9 protein-coding genes and 2 pseudogenes are annotated in these 14,853 nt (G+C 66.3%); 6 read left to right on the forward strand and 5 right to left on the reverse strand.

Translation table 11 applies throughout. From position 1 onward, the window contains the following. Positions 1 to 326 precede the first annotated feature (326 nt). Positions 327 to 7,946 carry a ricin-type beta-trefoil lectin domain protein gene (locus ACIHCM_RS34905; RefSeq protein ID WP_399905213.1) on the forward strand — a complete coding sequence of 2,540 codons (7,620 nt, stop codon included), beginning with the start codon at positions 327 to 329 and terminating at the stop codon, positions 7,944 to 7,946. Positions 7,947 to 8,243: 297 nt separating this feature from the next. Then, complete coding sequence (locus ACIHCM_RS34910) at positions 8,244 to 8,783, forward strand: hypothetical protein (RefSeq protein ID WP_399905216.1); 540 nt, start codon at positions 8,244 to 8,246, stop codon at positions 8,781 to 8,783. 144 nt (positions 8,784 to 8,927) lie between these two features. On the opposite strand, the pseudogene ACIHCM_RS34915 reads toward ACIHCM_RS34910, so the two are convergent. The 5 genes and pseudogenes from ACIHCM_RS34915 to ACIHCM_RS34935 form a co-directional block, all read right to left on the reverse strand. Beyond that, positions 8,928 to 10,170 (reverse strand): annotated as a pseudogene (locus tag ACIHCM_RS34915) (tyrosine-type recombinase/integrase). Further along, entirely contained in the window at positions 10,170 to 10,397 is a 228-nt protein-coding gene (locus ACIHCM_RS34920) for a helix-turn-helix domain-containing protein (RefSeq protein WP_399905219.1), read from the reverse strand. Before ACIHCM_RS34920 ends, ACIHCM_RS34915 begins: the two are co-directional and overlap by 1 nt. Then, positions 10,397 to 11,251, reverse strand: a pseudogene (locus tag ACIHCM_RS34925) (replication initiator); the annotation flags it as partial. The gene ACIHCM_RS34920 and the pseudogene ACIHCM_RS34925, both read right to left, overlap by 1 nt. 551 nt (positions 11,252 to 11,802) lie before the next feature. Further along, on the reverse strand, positions 11,803 to 12,048 hold the full coding sequence (locus ACIHCM_RS34930) for a hypothetical protein (RefSeq protein WP_093761204.1): 246 nt from the start codon (positions 12,046 to 12,048) through the stop codon (positions 11,803 to 11,805). Further along, a complete protein-coding gene (locus tag ACIHCM_RS34935) occupies positions 12,036 to 12,287 on the reverse strand; it encodes a hypothetical protein (protein WP_399905223.1) in 252 nt (83 codons plus the stop codon). The genes ACIHCM_RS34930 and ACIHCM_RS34935 overlap by 13 nt, the downstream gene beginning before the upstream one ends. Before the next feature lie 273 nt (positions 12,288 to 12,560). Between ACIHCM_RS34935 and ACIHCM_RS34940 the strand changes: the two genes are divergently transcribed. The 4 genes from ACIHCM_RS34940 to ACIHCM_RS34955 all read left to right on the forward strand — a co-directional run bounded on the left by ACIHCM_RS34940 (position 12,561) and on the right by ACIHCM_RS34955 (position 14,735). Next, positions 12,561 to 13,280, forward strand: coding sequence for an XRE family transcriptional regulator (locus ACIHCM_RS34940; protein WP_399905238.1), 720 nt, complete (start codon positions 12,561 to 12,563; stop codon positions 13,278 to 13,280). A gap of 2 nt (positions 13,281 to 13,282) precedes the next feature. Beyond that, positions 13,283 to 13,753: an NUDIX hydrolase gene (locus ACIHCM_RS34945; protein WP_399905226.1), complete on the forward strand. Its 471-nt coding sequence runs from the start codon at positions 13,283 to 13,285 to the stop codon at positions 13,751 to 13,753. 175 nt (positions 13,754 to 13,928) lie between these two features. Beyond that, positions 13,929 to 14,315, forward strand: coding sequence for a hypothetical protein (locus tag ACIHCM_RS34950; protein ID WP_399905229.1), 387 nt, complete (start codon positions 13,929 to 13,931; stop codon positions 14,313 to 14,315). 84 nt (positions 14,316 to 14,399) lie between these two features. Then, complete coding sequence (locus tag ACIHCM_RS34955) at positions 14,400 to 14,735, forward strand: hypothetical protein (protein ID WP_399905232.1); 336 nt, start codon at positions 14,400 to 14,402, stop codon at positions 14,733 to 14,735. Positions 14,736 to 14,853: the final 118 nt, after the last annotated feature.

The raw sequence follows: 14,853 nt of genomic DNA on the forward strand, positions 1-14,853 counted from the left end.
GCCGCATTGTCCATAGTCGGCATTATTAGGCCCCGGAGCGGCGTGTGATCTAATTCACCGCTCCCTTGCCGCCATTGACTGGGGCTTTACTCGTACTCCCATAATTGGCCGTCATTTTGGGGTGAGCCGGACGCGGTGTTCCCGTTGGAGAGCCGGCTGAATTCTGGGTTAATCAAAGGTTAATTCGGAGTTGAGGGTGGGGCATGGGCGTCATGGGGAGACCGCTGTCGTGGTGTGGCCGGGGAAGACTCAGCCGGCACGGTGCTGAGCGCCGCCGGCGGCTGGCGGCACGGCGTTCGGTGATCGCTGCCGTTTTCCTTGCTCTGATGCTCGGAGTGTCGCCGGCCGCCTATGCCGTGCCCCCGCCTACGGACGACGGGCGCCTCGACGTCGAGCTGGTCGATCTGCCCGCCGCCGAGGAGGAGGCCGAGGAAGACGACCCCGCCAGGCCCGACATGGAGGAGTTGGCCACCGCCGAAGTCATAGACCCCCAGGAGTACGAGCCGCAGGCCACAGCTGTCCCCCAGGGGGGCACCGTCCCCGAGACGCTCTCCGACCTGACCCCCGGTGACCTCGTCCCCGTCGTCGGCGCTGACGGCACCCAACTGCCCGTCGAGCTCGGAGCGCCCAAGGACGCGTCCCCGGCGGAGGCGGCTGCCCTGGAAGGTGAATGGCAGGTCACTGTCGCCGACCAGGACGACATCGCCGCAGCCACCGGCGCCGAGGTCGAGGGCCTCGCACTCACTGTCACACCACCCGCCGAGGCCACCGGTGAAGCAGTCGTCGCTCTGAACTACACCCCGTTCGCTGAGCTGTACGGAGCAAACTGGGCGGACCGGCTGGACTTCCAGCAGTTCCCCGCCTGCTTTCTGACCACCCCCGATACCGCGGGATGCTCAGAGCCCACTGCAGTGGACACCGAGAACGTCGTCGACACCGACGCCGAGGGCGGCGATGAACGGCGCGTCCTGGCCACGCTGAACGTCACTGACCTTGCCTCGGGCCAGGCACCTGCCACCTCGGCCCAGTCAGCCACCGGCAAGAGCGCGGGAAAGGTCACCGACGCCGCCTACCGCAAGGGCAGCGACGACACGGACGCCGTACCGGCGGCCCTGCGCGCGGCGGCCGACTCCGGCGCTTCCGTTCTGCTCGCCACCGACTCGGGCAGCGGATCCAAAGGCGACTTCTCGGCCACGCCCCTGGCCAGCGCCGGCTCCTGGTCGGCAGGCGGCAACTCCGGCGCCTTCACCTACACCTACAACCTCCAAGTCCCCGGAGTGCCAGGCGGTCCCTCCCCTGCAATCTCCCTCGGCTACAACTCCCAGGCAGTAGACGGGCGGACCTCCGCCACCAACACACAGCCCTCCTGGATCGGTGACGGCTGGGACTACAACCCTGGCTCGATCACACGTACCTACCGCACCTGCCGCGACGACACCGAGGACGGCAACAACGCCTCCCGCAAGACCAGCGATCTGTGCTGGGGCTCCTACAACGCGGTGCTGACCCTCGGCGGCACCACGACCGAGCTCGTACTGCCCGACCCCCCTGCCGGACAGGAACTCAACGACGCCTACGCCACGGGCGACAAGTGGGTCACCGCCAATGGTGACGGCTCGCGGGTCGAACTACTGAAGAACACAAGCCAGGCCAACGGGGACGCCGACGGCGAGTACTGGCGCGTCACCACGCGGGACGGCACCCAGTACTACTTCGGCCGCAACAAGCTCCCCGGCTGGAGCGACGGCGACGGCACGACCGCCTCAGTCCTGTCCGTGCCGGTCGCCGGCAACCAGGACAATGAGCCCTGCCACGCCGACAAGTTCGCAGACTCCTTCTGCAACCAGGCCTGGCGCTGGAACCTCGACTACGTCGTCGACCCCCAGGGCAACGCCATGGCCCTGTGGTGGGCACGGGAGAACAACTACTACGCCAAGAACAACCAGTTCAAGACTCCCGTCCTGTACCACCGCGGCGGCTACCTGCGGGCCATCAAATACGGCCACCGCGAAGAATCCATCCAGAACGAGGAGCCGATCGCCCGGGTCGACTTCACCGTCGACGAACGGTGCTTCAAGGAAGAAGACCTCACCTGCAGCACCGAGAACTTCACCTCCGGCGACTTCGACAAGAACCGCATCTGGTACGACACTCCAGCCGACCTTCACTGCTCCGGCACAACAGGCGAGGAATGCTTCGTCCCCGTCCCGACTTTCTGGACCCGCAAGCGGCTCGCGCAAGTCACCACCAAAGCCCAGCGGACGGAAGGCTCCACCACTCCGACACTCGTCGACAGCTGGACGCTTCAGCAGTCCCTTCCCTCAGACCTCACCGACGAGGGCGCGGCGCTGTGGCTGGAGTCGATCACCCGCACCGGTCACGCCCCCGACGGTGAAACAACCTCCACACTCAATCCGGTCCGCTTCGTCGCCAACAGCCTCTCCATGCCCAACCGGGTCCAGGAGGGCGCCGACGATCCCAACCCGGTCTTCGACCGCCTGCGGATCACGCGGGTGGTCAGCGAGTACGGCGGCGAGACCCTCGTCACCTACAAGAGCCCGGAAGGCGCCTGCAAGACAGGCAGCCAGTTCCCGGCCCCCGAAGACAACAAGGGGCTATGCTTCCCGGTCTACTGGCACCCCGACCCGGACAAGAGCGACGAGTCCATCGAATGGTTCAACAAGTACGCCGTCGACACCGTAGTGGAGAAGCCCGCCTTCGTGGGCGTCCCGGACGTCGTCACCTCCTACGACTACGGCGACGGCGGCGGCGCCTGGGCACTGAACCAGGCAGAGTTCTCCAAGAAGAAGACCCGCACCTACGACCAGTGGCGCGGCTTCGCCCTCGTCAAGACACTGGCCGGCGCCAACTCGAGCACGCCATACACAAGCACCCGCCAGTCCATGACCGCGACCCGCTACTTCCGCGGCATGGACGGCGACCCACTGCCCGACGGCTCCACCCGATCGGTCACCGTCCGCGACGCGGCAGGAGCCGTCATCGCCCAGGACAAGGAAGCCTTCCAGGGCAGAACCGCCGAAACCCTCACCTACACCAAGTCTGGCGGCGAACTCGTCACACGATCCGTCGACAGACCCATAGCCACAGTCCTCGCGACCCGCACCCGCGCCGGCGGCATCCCCCCTCTCCGGGCCTACCGAGTCCTTGACGACCGCAACATCACTGTCACCCGCGCCACCAACGCAGCCAACGGTGACGAGGTCTGGCGGACCACCGAGACCGACACCACATACGAGCCGACCTACGGCCTGCCCGTCCAGGTCGAATCCTGGGGCGACGTCGACAACCAGGACGACGAGTCCTGCACCGTCATGGACTACGTCCACAACACCGGCAAGCACCTGATCGGCCTGGACAAACAGACGCTGACAACAGCCGGCTCCTGCGCCGAGGCCGCCACCGCGACCGCGCAGGACTGGATCTCCGGCTCCCGGGTCGCCTACGACGGCGGCCAGGTCGGCGACAGCCCCACCATCGGCCTGGCCACCGAGACCTACGACGTCAGCGCGCAGGGCGGCGCCTGGAAACTCAGTGGCAAGATCGCCTACGACTCATTCGGCCGGGTCACCTCCGCGGACGACGCCGCGAGCAGCACCGAGACGACCACCTACGTCCCCGACAAGGGACAGGTGTACGCCATCGTCACGACGAACGAACTCGGCCACACCACGAAGTCCTACGTAGAACCCGGCCGCGGCACGTCCGTCAAGGAAGTCGACGCCAACCTCCGCACCACGCAGTACGCCTACGATGCCCTCGGCCGCACGACCGCCACATGGGGCGACTCCACCCGAACCACCGCCACCAGCCCAGCCGTCAAAATCGCGTACAACACGACCATCGGCCAGCCGGTATCGGTCATCACCTCGACCCTGACCGAGTCGGGCACCTACGAGGACAGCGTCGTCATCTACGACGGGCTCGGCCGCGAACGCCAAAAGCAAGAACCAGCAGTCGGCGAAGGCCGCCTGATCACGGACGTCCTCTACAGCGCGAACGGCACCATCGAGCAGACCAACAACGCCTACTACGCGGCAGGCGACCCCTCCAGGCTGCCCTTCGAACTGGACTCCGACTCACAGGTCCCCAACGCGACCCTGTACGCATACGACGGTCTCGGCCGAACGCTGTCCGAGACACCATACGAAGCGGGCCAGGCCAAGCAGACCAAAGCCACGAACTACTCCTACGGCTACGACAACTCCACCGTCGTCGAGCCCGAAGGCGGCGCAGCCCAGCGCAGCTACTCCGACGCGCTAGGCCGTACCACCCGGGTGGACACCTTCACCAACGCGGCACGCACCACGTACCGCACCACGAAGTACGAGTACGACGCACGCGGCGACATGACCGCCGCAGAAGACTCAAAGGGCAACCGGTGGACATGGCAGTACGACGCCCGGGGACGCCAGACCCTGGCTGTAGACCCGGACACCGGAAAGACCTCGACGACCTATGACGACGCCAACCGCCCCGTGACGGTGAAGAACGGGCGTGGCGTGGTCGTCTGGACCGGGTACGACGAGCTGTCCCGTCCCGTCGAACAGCGCCTGGACGGCGCCGACGGCAGGCTGCTGACCACGACCCTGTACGACGACCTGCCCCAGGGCATCGGCCTGCCGGCGTCCTCCACGCGCTACACCGAGGACGGCCAGGGCTACACCACGTCGATCACCGGCTACACGGCCGACTACCAGCCCACCGGCAAAACGGTAACCCTCCCGTCGCTACTTGCGGCGCAGTACGGACTCAAGGACAAATACACCTACAAGTACGACTACTCAAGAACGGGGCAGCTCACCAAGGCCACCCTCCCCGCCGCGGGTACATTCGAGTCCGAGGAGATCGTCGTCCGCTACAACGACGACGGCCTGCCGGTCTCCACCTCGGGCGACACCTGGTACAACGCGGAGACGACGTACTCACCGCACGGCGAGGTCCTGCGAACGGTCAGCGGTGAGCTGCCTACCCGGGTCTGGACGACGAACCTCTATGACCCGTCCACCGGCGAGCTGACGCAGAGCCTCGTCGACCGCGAGTCGACCACCGACACGTCCGTCGCCGGCCACCGCGTCAACTCCCGCACGTACGACTACGACCCGGCGGGCAACGTCACCTCGATCGCCGACCGGGTGGACGGCGTCTCGGACCGGCAGTGCTTCAGCTACGACCCTCTCGGTCAGCTGACGGAGGCATGGACGGCTCCGTCCGCGTGCATCGCGGCCGGCAAGACAGTGGCCGCGCCCACGTACGCCGATGGCACGGCCAACGTCACCGCTGAGAATGCCGGCTACTGGCAGTCCTACGAGTACGACGAGATGGGCAACCGAAAGACGCTCATCGCACACGACCCCGGCTTGGACACCGACAAGGACGTAAAGACCTCGTACCTCTACGGGGCCCCCGACGGCACCCAGCCCCACACCCTCACCGGCCTGTCAACGACGTACAAGACCGACAGCAAGGCAGAGGTCACCAAAGAGGCCACATTCGCGTACGACGACTCCGGCAACACCGAAACCCGCACCTGGGAAGGCGACGAGCAGGCCCTGACCTGGACCTGGGACGGCCAGGTTGAGAGCGTCACCGGCTTCGGTGAAAACGGCTCCGGCGCATGGGTGGGCCTCGCCGGCAAATGCATCGACCTGTCGTCCTCGTCCACCACGCCCGGCACCGCGCTGCAGCTGTACGCCTGCAACAGCACCAAGGCGCAGAAGCTGCGGATCGACCGGACCCCGTCGGGCTCGACCGGTGATCCGTCGACCGGTGCGCTCAAGATATTGGGCAAGTGCGCCATTCCCAAGGACGGCGGCACCGCCAGCGGCACCGCGGTAGTAATCGCCGACTGCACAGGGACGCAAGGCCAGCAGTGGACCGCGACATCCGATGGCGCGCTCAAGCACGTGGACTCCGGGAAGTGCCTGGACGTGCCCGGTGCCAACTCCGCCAACGGCACGGACCTACAGCTTTACACCTGCAACGCCGGACAGGCACAGACCTGGACCCCCGACAAGCAGACCAGCTACATCTACGACGCTTCTGGTAAGCGCCTGCTCGCCATCAGCGGCAACGAACGCACCCTCTACCTGGGTGACACGACCATCACGATGAACGCCGACGGCACCCATGCAGCCACGGAGCGTTACTACGCCCAGCCTGCTGCGCCCACGGTAATGCGACACGCGACGGGGACCGGAGCCTCGACCCTGTCGGTTCAGATCGCCGACCAGAACGGCACGGCCTACGTCGAAGTCACGCTGGCCGAAGGCAACAAGGTCAAGTTCTCCAAGACAGACCCGTTCGGCAACGAGCGCTCACAAAGTCCATCCTGGCGCTCGCACCGCTCCTACGTGGGCGGCAACGACGACGCCGCGAGCGGACTGATCCACCTGGGCGCACGGGAGTACGACCCGACCACAGGCCGATTTCTGTCTGCAGACCCGGTCCTCGACCTGGCCGACCCGGTCCAGATGAACGGCTACGTCTACTGCGAGAACAACCCGGTCACCTTCGCCGACCCCTCCGGCCTCGCGTCCGAAGGCGGCACCGAAGGCTACGGTGGCCCGTCAGCGTCCGAAGAGGCATGGGCCAGACAGCAACTGAACACCTCACTGACCGACATCATCCTCTCCGTCGGCTGGGCCGCACTCAAGGAATTCGTCGGCTGGGGCGACGTAGTTGCCTGCTTCTCCCGCGGAGACCTGTGGGCCTGCGGCAGCATGGTCGTTCAAGCCGTCCCATGGACCAAGCTCTTCAAGATCCCGGCAATCCTCAAGGCTGCGTCACGGATCGCCGGCGCGATCTCCGCTTGGATCAAAGCCAAAGAGAAGGCCCGCAAGATCATCGAAATGGCCCGCAAGGCACGAGAACTCGCACGGAAGGCACGAGAAGCCAAGAAGCGGGCGGCAGCAAGAGCAGCGCAACTGAAGAAGAAGGCGAAGGAAGCCCTCACCCGCCAGCAGAAACGCGCAGCACAGAAGACCGGCAACGCGGCTCAAAAGACCCAAAAGATCGCGGCCAAAGCGAAGGAACGGGTCAACGCCGGTATCGAAAGGGTGCGAGGCAAGGGCAGCGGAGGTGGAGGCTGCAGTCCGAGCGAGGACAACAGTTTCACGCCGGGCACCCAAGTCTTGATGGCCGACGGCACGACCAAGCCGATCAAGGACGTCAAGAACGGCGACAAGGTCCTGGCCACTGACCCGGAGACCGGCGAGACCGCAGTAGAAACCGTCACAGCCGAGATCAAGGGCAAGGGCCTCAAGCACCTGGTCGAAGTCACGATCGACACCAACGGCGACAACGGCAGCCACGAAACAACCGTCACAGCAACCGACGGCCACCCCTTCTGGGTCCCCGAACTCAACCAGTGGATCGACGCCACCGCCCTCAAAACCGGCCAGTGGCTCCAGACCGGCGCCGGCACGCACATTCAGATCACCGCCCTCCGCCGCTGGACCGCCCAGGCCACCGTCCACAACCTCACCGTCAGCGACCTCCACACGTACTATGTGCTGGCGGGGGCCACACCGGTCCTGGTTCACAACTGCAACGTTTCGCTGAGCCAAAGGGAGGCGAATACGCTGCGCGTCGGTCCTCATGCCGATGAGTCGGTGCCTGCGACCGGGCCGGTGGTTACCTCGGAGCAGAGTGCGGCCATGCAGGGACGGCCATGCCACTCTTGCGGTGGGAGCAGTCCGACGATGACGGGTGACCACCAGCCGTCTACTGGAATTGGACCGACTAGCCTTCCGCGCAGCCTGTTTCCTCACTGTGAAACGTGCAGTGATACTCAGGCGGTTGCTGTATCGAAAGCTCAGCAGATACTGCGCAATCACGGCTATCACGATCCCACGTTTGCGGGGCTGCCAGGGATTCCGAGTGCAGCTGAGAAGCTAGCGGAGCTACTGCCAGGCCATACGCGGTAGTAGGGTCAGGGTGCGCCCGGTTGGCGATGGAGCTGACCGGGCGCACCATCAAGCTCAGATTGGGTAGTTGGCGGAGAAATGCTCATTGGTAGTGCCGAGCTCTACTTGAACCATCGCGTTATCCGTATTGGATCGACGGCCCCGCCGGAGGAGGTTCTGGCGCTGGCCGGTGCGCCACTGGTGGCGTCTAGGAGTCACGTCCAGATCGCCGCACGTGCGCAGACGGGGCTGGTCAGGGTCAGGCTATGGAACAGGGCTGGCCCAGCCCAGGGCAGCGTCCTGTTCGACGGAGCCCTGGTGCTCGACGACGGGTCCATCGGAGTCGGCGACATCCTCGGCGTGTCACGTTTCGTGCAGAACGTCGGGGACCCTGGCGTGCATCACATCCGAGTCACTGTCGATGATCCAGGGGTTGCTTCCCGTGTCGACGTAGTTATCGATTCCGGACGTGACGGGCAAGCGCTGACAAGCGTGGATGGTTACCCGCTGCCCCAGTTTGTAGTAGCCGAGAATTTCGATCTCGGTAAATCTGATGAACTCGGACTGATTCTTTCGGTACATGATATGCCGCAAAATCGCCTTGCCGCCGCGTTCAAGTTGATCAAGCTGGCCGCGGAGTCAGATCCTTTGGGCCGCGTAGAAATCCTCACGGAATTTCGAATGCGCATGGTCTGCGAGTGGCTTAGGTGGCTCGCCCCCGCGCCCTCTGCAGATGCAGTGTCTGCGATGGCCGGTTACATGTCCGAACGTCTGCATGGAACGGCGGCGGCAGATCTCGACCAGGCTTCAGTAGAGCTCGCTGCGGATGTGCTCGCCCGGCTGTCCGGTGACCGCTAGTAGATGTTGCGCTGCTAAGAATCGTGACCAATAGCAAATTTTAGCCCCGCCGAGCTGTGTTCGGCGGGGCTAATTTTCCGCCTGACGGCAGTAGCTGACGGCAACGGCGGCGGACAAAGTGGTGTGTCCGCCGCCGTCTGGCTGTCAGGGGCCGTCGAGCGCGTGGCCGAGCAGGTCGATGGCGTCGCGCTGAAGGCGGATGCGTACGTGGGCGTATACGGTGGCGGTGACGCCGATGTGGGCGTGGCCGAGGAGTTCCTTGATCACGACGAGTTCGACGCCCTGCTCCAGAGCAGGGTGGCGGTGGAGTGGCGGAGGTCGTGGAAACGGATGCGGCGAAGGCCGGCCTTGCGGAGGAGCATGGTGAAGGTGCGGGTGAGGTTGGTCGGGTCGATCGATCTGCCTTGCGCAGTGGTGAACACGTGCCCCTCGTGCTGCCACGTAGTGCCCGCGGCCTCGTGCTCGCACTTCTGCTGCTCGTAGTGGAGCTTCAACGACTGGACGCAGCGGGTGGGAAGGGCGATGCGGCGCTCGGAGGCGCGCGTTTTGGTGGGCAGCGTGGTGAGCCCGCCTGCGCTGGTGCGTTGCAGGCTGCGGCGGATTGCGGCGGTGCTCGCGTCGAGGTCTAGGTCTTCCCAGCGCAGGCCGAGGAGTTCGCCCTTGCGGAGTCCGGTGTGGTAGGCGAGTTCGAACAGCGCGTGCAACCGGTGTCCGCGCGTGGCCGCGAGGAACTGGCGGGCCTCGTCGGCGGTGAGGGTTCGAAGCGGCGGGGCCGTGGGGTGCCGGTGCGGACGTTGCGGGCGACGTTGCGCGGGATCTCCTCTTCGCGGACGGCGTGCTCCAGGGCGGACTTGAGCACGGAGTGGATGTAGGTGAGCGTCAGCGGGGAGAGCAGCTTGTGGCAGCACTGGCCGGCGGCGCAGCATCGGGGCTGGTTGCGCCGGGCGTCGATGCCTCGCGTGCAGCACTGGCAGGTGGTGCGGAGCTGGTTGAGCCAGGTGCGGACGTCCTTGGCGGTGAGCTTGGCGAGCTTCTTCTTGCCGAGGCCGGGGATGAGGTAGCGGTTGACGCAGGCGGTGTAGCGGGTGTGAGTGGTCTCACGCAGGTGGTGGACGGCGACGTTCTCCAGCCAGTACGTCAGGTACGGGGCCACACTGCCCTGCGCGGAGGGGATGGGCAGGCCGCGGTTGCTTGCGGCGATCTTCTCGGTGAGCTTGGCCAGGGCGTCTTTGCGGGTGGCGCCGTAGACTCGGACGCGCCTGCGGGTGTTGCCGGGGGCGAGGACGTATCCGGCGGCTTCCCAGCGGCCGTCGTTGCGCTGGTAGACGGTGCCGTCACCGTTGGCGCGCACGCGGCGGGAGGTGGGGGTGTCGCGGGGCGTGGTCATCAGGCGGCGGCTTCCTGTTCGAGGCGGGTGCGGATGAAGTCGGTCAGGGCACGGGTGGGTATGCGGCGGGCGCGGCCGAGGGTGATGGAGGCGAGCTGGCCGGTACGGAGCAGGTCGTAGACGGCGGAGCGGCCGAGCTGGAGGCGGGCCATGACCTGGGGCACCGTCAGCAGATCCAGAGCCCGGCCCGCATCCGCGTGGAGGAGGGCGGGCGGGGGCGAGGTCATCAGCAGCCCCCTTCGGCCGTGAACTGCCGTTCCAGTTCCCTGCGGTGCCATACGGCGGCGGCGAGGAGCGTGGCGCCGGGGCTGTAGCCCGAGCCGAGGTAGTCCCAGTGGCCGACCACGAGCGTGGTCGTCGGGCCCAGTTCGGGAAGGCCGGCGTGGGCGCGGGCCTGTTCGGTACGCCAGGCGCGGCGGGCGTCGCGCAGCGCGCCAAGGGTGGTCGAGTAGGCGCGGGACTTGGTGGAGAAGTGGCCGCGGAAGCCGAGCATGTGCGCCCACTTCCAGAGCTTGAGTTCGGCGAACTCCGGCAGGCGGCCCACTTCCCAGCAGGTGCGGATCATCTGCCGGACGTGCCGGGCGACGGCGAGCCGGGGCAGCGGCCGGGCCTGCCCGGTGCCGTCGCACGCGCTGCACGGGAGCGGTGTCCCGTGGGGCAGGAGGGTTGCGCCGCGTCCCTGACAGGGGCGGCAGAACAGGGCGCGGTCGAGAGTCCCAGAGGCGTCGGCGGACTTGGTGGCGTACTTCGCCACGTAGGCGGCCACGGCCTGGTCGCTGAATTCGGCGTCGGTGCCGAAGGCGGTGATCTCGCGTACGTCGAGCTGCTGGCCCCAGGTGAGTTCGCGTTCCCCGAGCGCATCGGAGTCGATGGAGATGCGGGCGCGGGGTGCGGCGGCGCGGATGGAGTCGGTGAGCACGGAGACGGTGGCGTACGGGGGTGGGGGCTGGGTGCTGCCGTCGGGTCCGTCGAGGCGGATCACGGCGTGGAAGTGGACCAAGCCGCGCTTCTGGTACTCGGCGACCTTCGCGAAGGACACCCGCAACGCCGCGCGGGCGGCCTTCTGCGTCATGCCGAGCCGGGTGGGGGACTGTAAAACGATCGTTTGACAGACCCTCTTTACTTGATCAAGGGCGTCCCGCTGACGCGGGCCGCCGCGCGTCGGCGGTCGGTGACCGCCGCCCGCTCCTGTCTGCCGCCCCGCTGGCGACGGCCGCCGACCACTCGGCGCGCAGAGCCCGGGAGCGTAGGCCGGACTACCAATCGGAAGCCCCGGTCCGACCGCTCAGCAGCAGACTGGCCGGGCACCTGAGAGGGCGCCCGGCGGGCTTGCGCCGTCCCGGACGCCCATGCTTGCTGCCTGGCTGGGGGCCGTGACGATGGAATAACTGGGCTGATGCCGGTGCGGGGTTAAGCGAGACACACGTGGCGGGTGATCGGTCGGCACGCCCGCCGTCGTGGCTGACTTTCTGTGGCAGAGGCCAGAACCTCATGACCATGGGCCCGGCACGCAGGTGAGGGCCCGTCCCTGCCGGGGCTGACGAGTGCGGGGGAGCCTCGATCGGCTGCGCCCGGCAGGGACGGGAGTCGGGTGGGTCAGCGCGGTGCGGCGCCTGGGCGAGCGAGGCCGGGTCACGTCTGGCGCCAGGTCCGCCAGGGGCGGGTGATGATCTCCCGGTAGGTGTGGTGGGACGGGTTCTGGCCGCAGTGCCGCAGTACCCAGTCCTGCGGTTCGGCAAAGTCCTCGCTTGCCGGTGAGGTCTCTCCGTCCACGGCGCACTGCATCGCATACAGGACCGGCTCCGCGTCCGGCTCGCGGTCGGGCTGAAGCGTCCAGGTCTCGTAGCGCAGGACCGAGCGAGCGGTCACCGTCCCCACCTCCGGTTGGCCACGGCCACCTTCGCGCTCAACTCCTCCGTCGGAGTCGGCGTACGTACGTCCTCGGGCGGCACGTCCCACTCCCGGCCACCGCGCGGTGGCCGAAGCTGCACGTACATCCCCACATGCCCCATCACCACGCCCACCTTGCCGTTCCGCCGGTCGACCACCAGGGCGCCGGCATCGGGCGAGACGGTATGCCCGTCGGCATCAGGGGTGGGAGCCGTCATCGTGACCACCCCAGCGAGGCGGCACGCGACCGGCCGTCCAGTCGCAGGGCGGGAACACGTGGGGTGGCACTCATTCGCACGGTGATGCTCCTCGGCGGCGTTGATGCGTGTCCCTGGGCCTGTTGGTGCCGCAGGGTCGGCACCGATCCTCACGCCGGTCACTGGGACGAAGGAACCTCCACCAAACCCCACTTCGGGACGTCCTGCACCGTGTAGAACGTCCCTAGTGCCGTCCTGAGACGAAGGGGGAGACTCGTGCCGAACGAGAGACTACGAGCCGTCATGGCGGCGGGAGGCTGGACGTACGCCGCACTCGCTCAGCAGGTCGAGGTCGACCCCAAGTCGGTCGAGCGCTGGGTGAACCTCGGGCGTATCCCACGTCGTGCCACCGCCCTCCAGGCGGCCAAGGCCCTGGGAGAAGACGTGCACGCACTCTGGCCGGCGCTCCGCCAGGCCCGCCCCGCCCGCGCCATCAGCCCCGAACTGGTCGCGCTCTACCAGCAGCGGGCCGACATCCCCGTCTCGACGTTCACCGACCTGATGGCCCAAGCCCGGGAACGGATCGACATCCTCGTCTACGCGGCCGTCTTCCTCCACGAGGCGTACCCGCGGCTGAACGAACTCCTCACCGAACGCGCCGCCGAAGGCTGCACCGTCCGCATCGCGATCGGGGACCCCGACAGCGACAACGTTCAAGCCCGCGGCCAGGAAGAGCGGTTCGGCCACGGCATCGAATCCCGCTGCCGCCTCGCACTCATGCACTACAAGCCGCTCGCCGACACCCCCGGCATCGAAGTCCGCACCCACGAAACCATGCTCTACAACTCCCTCTACCGCGCCGACGACCAGCAACTCGTCAACGCACACGTCTGGGGCGTCAACGCCTACGCAGCCCCCGTGTGGCACCTTCGCCGACACCAGGAGAGCGGCATGTTCGACACCTACGCCGACAGCTTCGACGCCGTGTGGGCGACCGCAACCCCCGTACGAGAGGAAGACTGACCGTGGCCCGCACCGAGTACTACGACGACCCCAACGCGCCCATGCCGAACAGCATGGTTGTCGCCGCATCCGCCGTCGTCACCGACGACCACGGGCGCATCCTCCTCCAGCGCCGCCGCGACAACGACCTATGGGCCCTGCCCGGAGGCGGCATGGACCTCACCGACTCCCTGCCAGGCACAGCCGTCCGCGAGGTCAAAGAGGAGACCGGCCTCGACGTCGAGATCACCGGCCTGGTCGGCACCTACACCGACCCGAAACACATCATCGCCTACACCGACGGCGAGGTCCGGCGACAGTTCAACGTCTGCTTCACCGCCCGCATCACCGGCGGCCGGCTGGAGATTTCCGACGAGTCGACCGAGCTCCGGTTCGTGCCGCCGGACGAGATCGAACAGTTGCCGATGCACCACACCCAACGACTCAGGCTCCAGCACTTCCTGGAACACCGCGAGAAGCCATACCTGGGCTGAACCGCCTGACGGCAGTAGCGACGGCAACAACCCCGCACAACCACGGACACCCACGCACCTCACCGGACCGGCAAACCGCACTTGACCTGCGAAAAAGCAGGTCGAAGGCTTCGCGCAGCGCACGTACTATGTGTTGGCGGGGGCGACGCCGGTACTCGTTCACAACTGCGGCGACGTGGCAGTCGACACGAATGCCGTGACGGATGCTCTCTCGGGTGCAAAAACCGCTGAAGTAGATGCCGCCTTGGCGGGGCGTGCGCCGGTGCTTTCACCGACTGCGCATCGTGAACTACTCGAAGGTGGACACTCGGCAGATGCCATTGGTAGCTGGTTGTCGGAGCGAGGAGGACGCATGGGACCGGCTTCCACCAGCGAAGGCGTCGCTTCCCTGCAGGCTCGCCTCGGGGACATGTGGAAGGGTAAGTCCTTCAACCCGATGATTGCCGACGATGACGCTTCGGTCTTGCATTCGGCGATACAGGATGGATTGTCGATTATTACAAACGACAAGAGATTCTATAGAAATATCGAAAGGCTCGGATATTCGAGCGAGCGATATTAGTTGACCATATGGGGTGCCTCGCTTGATTTGATAGCTTGCGGGGCACCCACGACCAGGTAAAATCGGCTGCTGGAAGGTGGCTACATGCGTGAAGGTGAACTCGAGGAGATAGAGGAGTTGTGCTCTGCGGCCACTCCGGCACCTTGGTTCGTCAGGACCTTGGATGACGACTCCGCCATGAATCTTATAGCGGTGAGCACGGCTCCCGACACTGGCACTGCCGAGAGGTGGCCGAATTTTGATCATCGAGACATCATTGCCGCGACTCTGGTTCAGCATCCGCGATATGTTGATTCTGGCGACGAACGCTGGGACGAGAATGCGGCGTTCATTGCAATGGCGCGGGAGGCTGTGCCGCGCCTTGTGGATGAGGTTAGGCGTCTCCGGGCCCTACTTGCGAGCGAGAAGAGTAGTCAATAGTGGGCTATTCGGGTTCTGCAGTTAGAAGTCATCTCAATTGGCCGGTTCGGTAGGCTGCGGGCGTGGGGATCGTTGAGCGGCTGGTGCCGGATGAGTTGTGGGCTTTGTTCCAGCGGGT

The organism is Streptomyces sp. NPDC052023 (assembly GCF_044548465.1).
In the GTDB taxonomy this organism is placed as follows: Bacteria; Actinomycetota; Actinomycetes; order Streptomycetales; family Streptomycetaceae; genus Streptomyces.

What these genes read in the sequence shown, in the direction of transcription:
- ACIHCM_RS34955 (WP_399905232.1), top strand. Translation starts at nt 14,400, where the DNA reads ATGCGTGAAGGTGAACTCGAGGAGATAGAGGAGTTGTGCTCTGCGGCC.
- ACIHCM_RS34940 (WP_399905238.1), top strand. Translation starts at nt 12,561, where the DNA reads ATGGCGGCGGGAGGCTGGACGTACGCCGCACTCGCTCAGCAGGTCGAG.
- ACIHCM_RS34905 (WP_399905213.1), top strand. Translation starts at nt 327, where the DNA reads ATGCTCGGAGTGTCGCCGGCCGCCTATGCCGTGCCCCCGCCTACGGAC.
- ACIHCM_RS34920 (WP_399905219.1), bottom strand. Translation starts at nt 10,397, where the DNA reads ATGACCTCGCCCCCGCCCGCCCTCCTCCACGCGGATGCGGGCCGGGCT.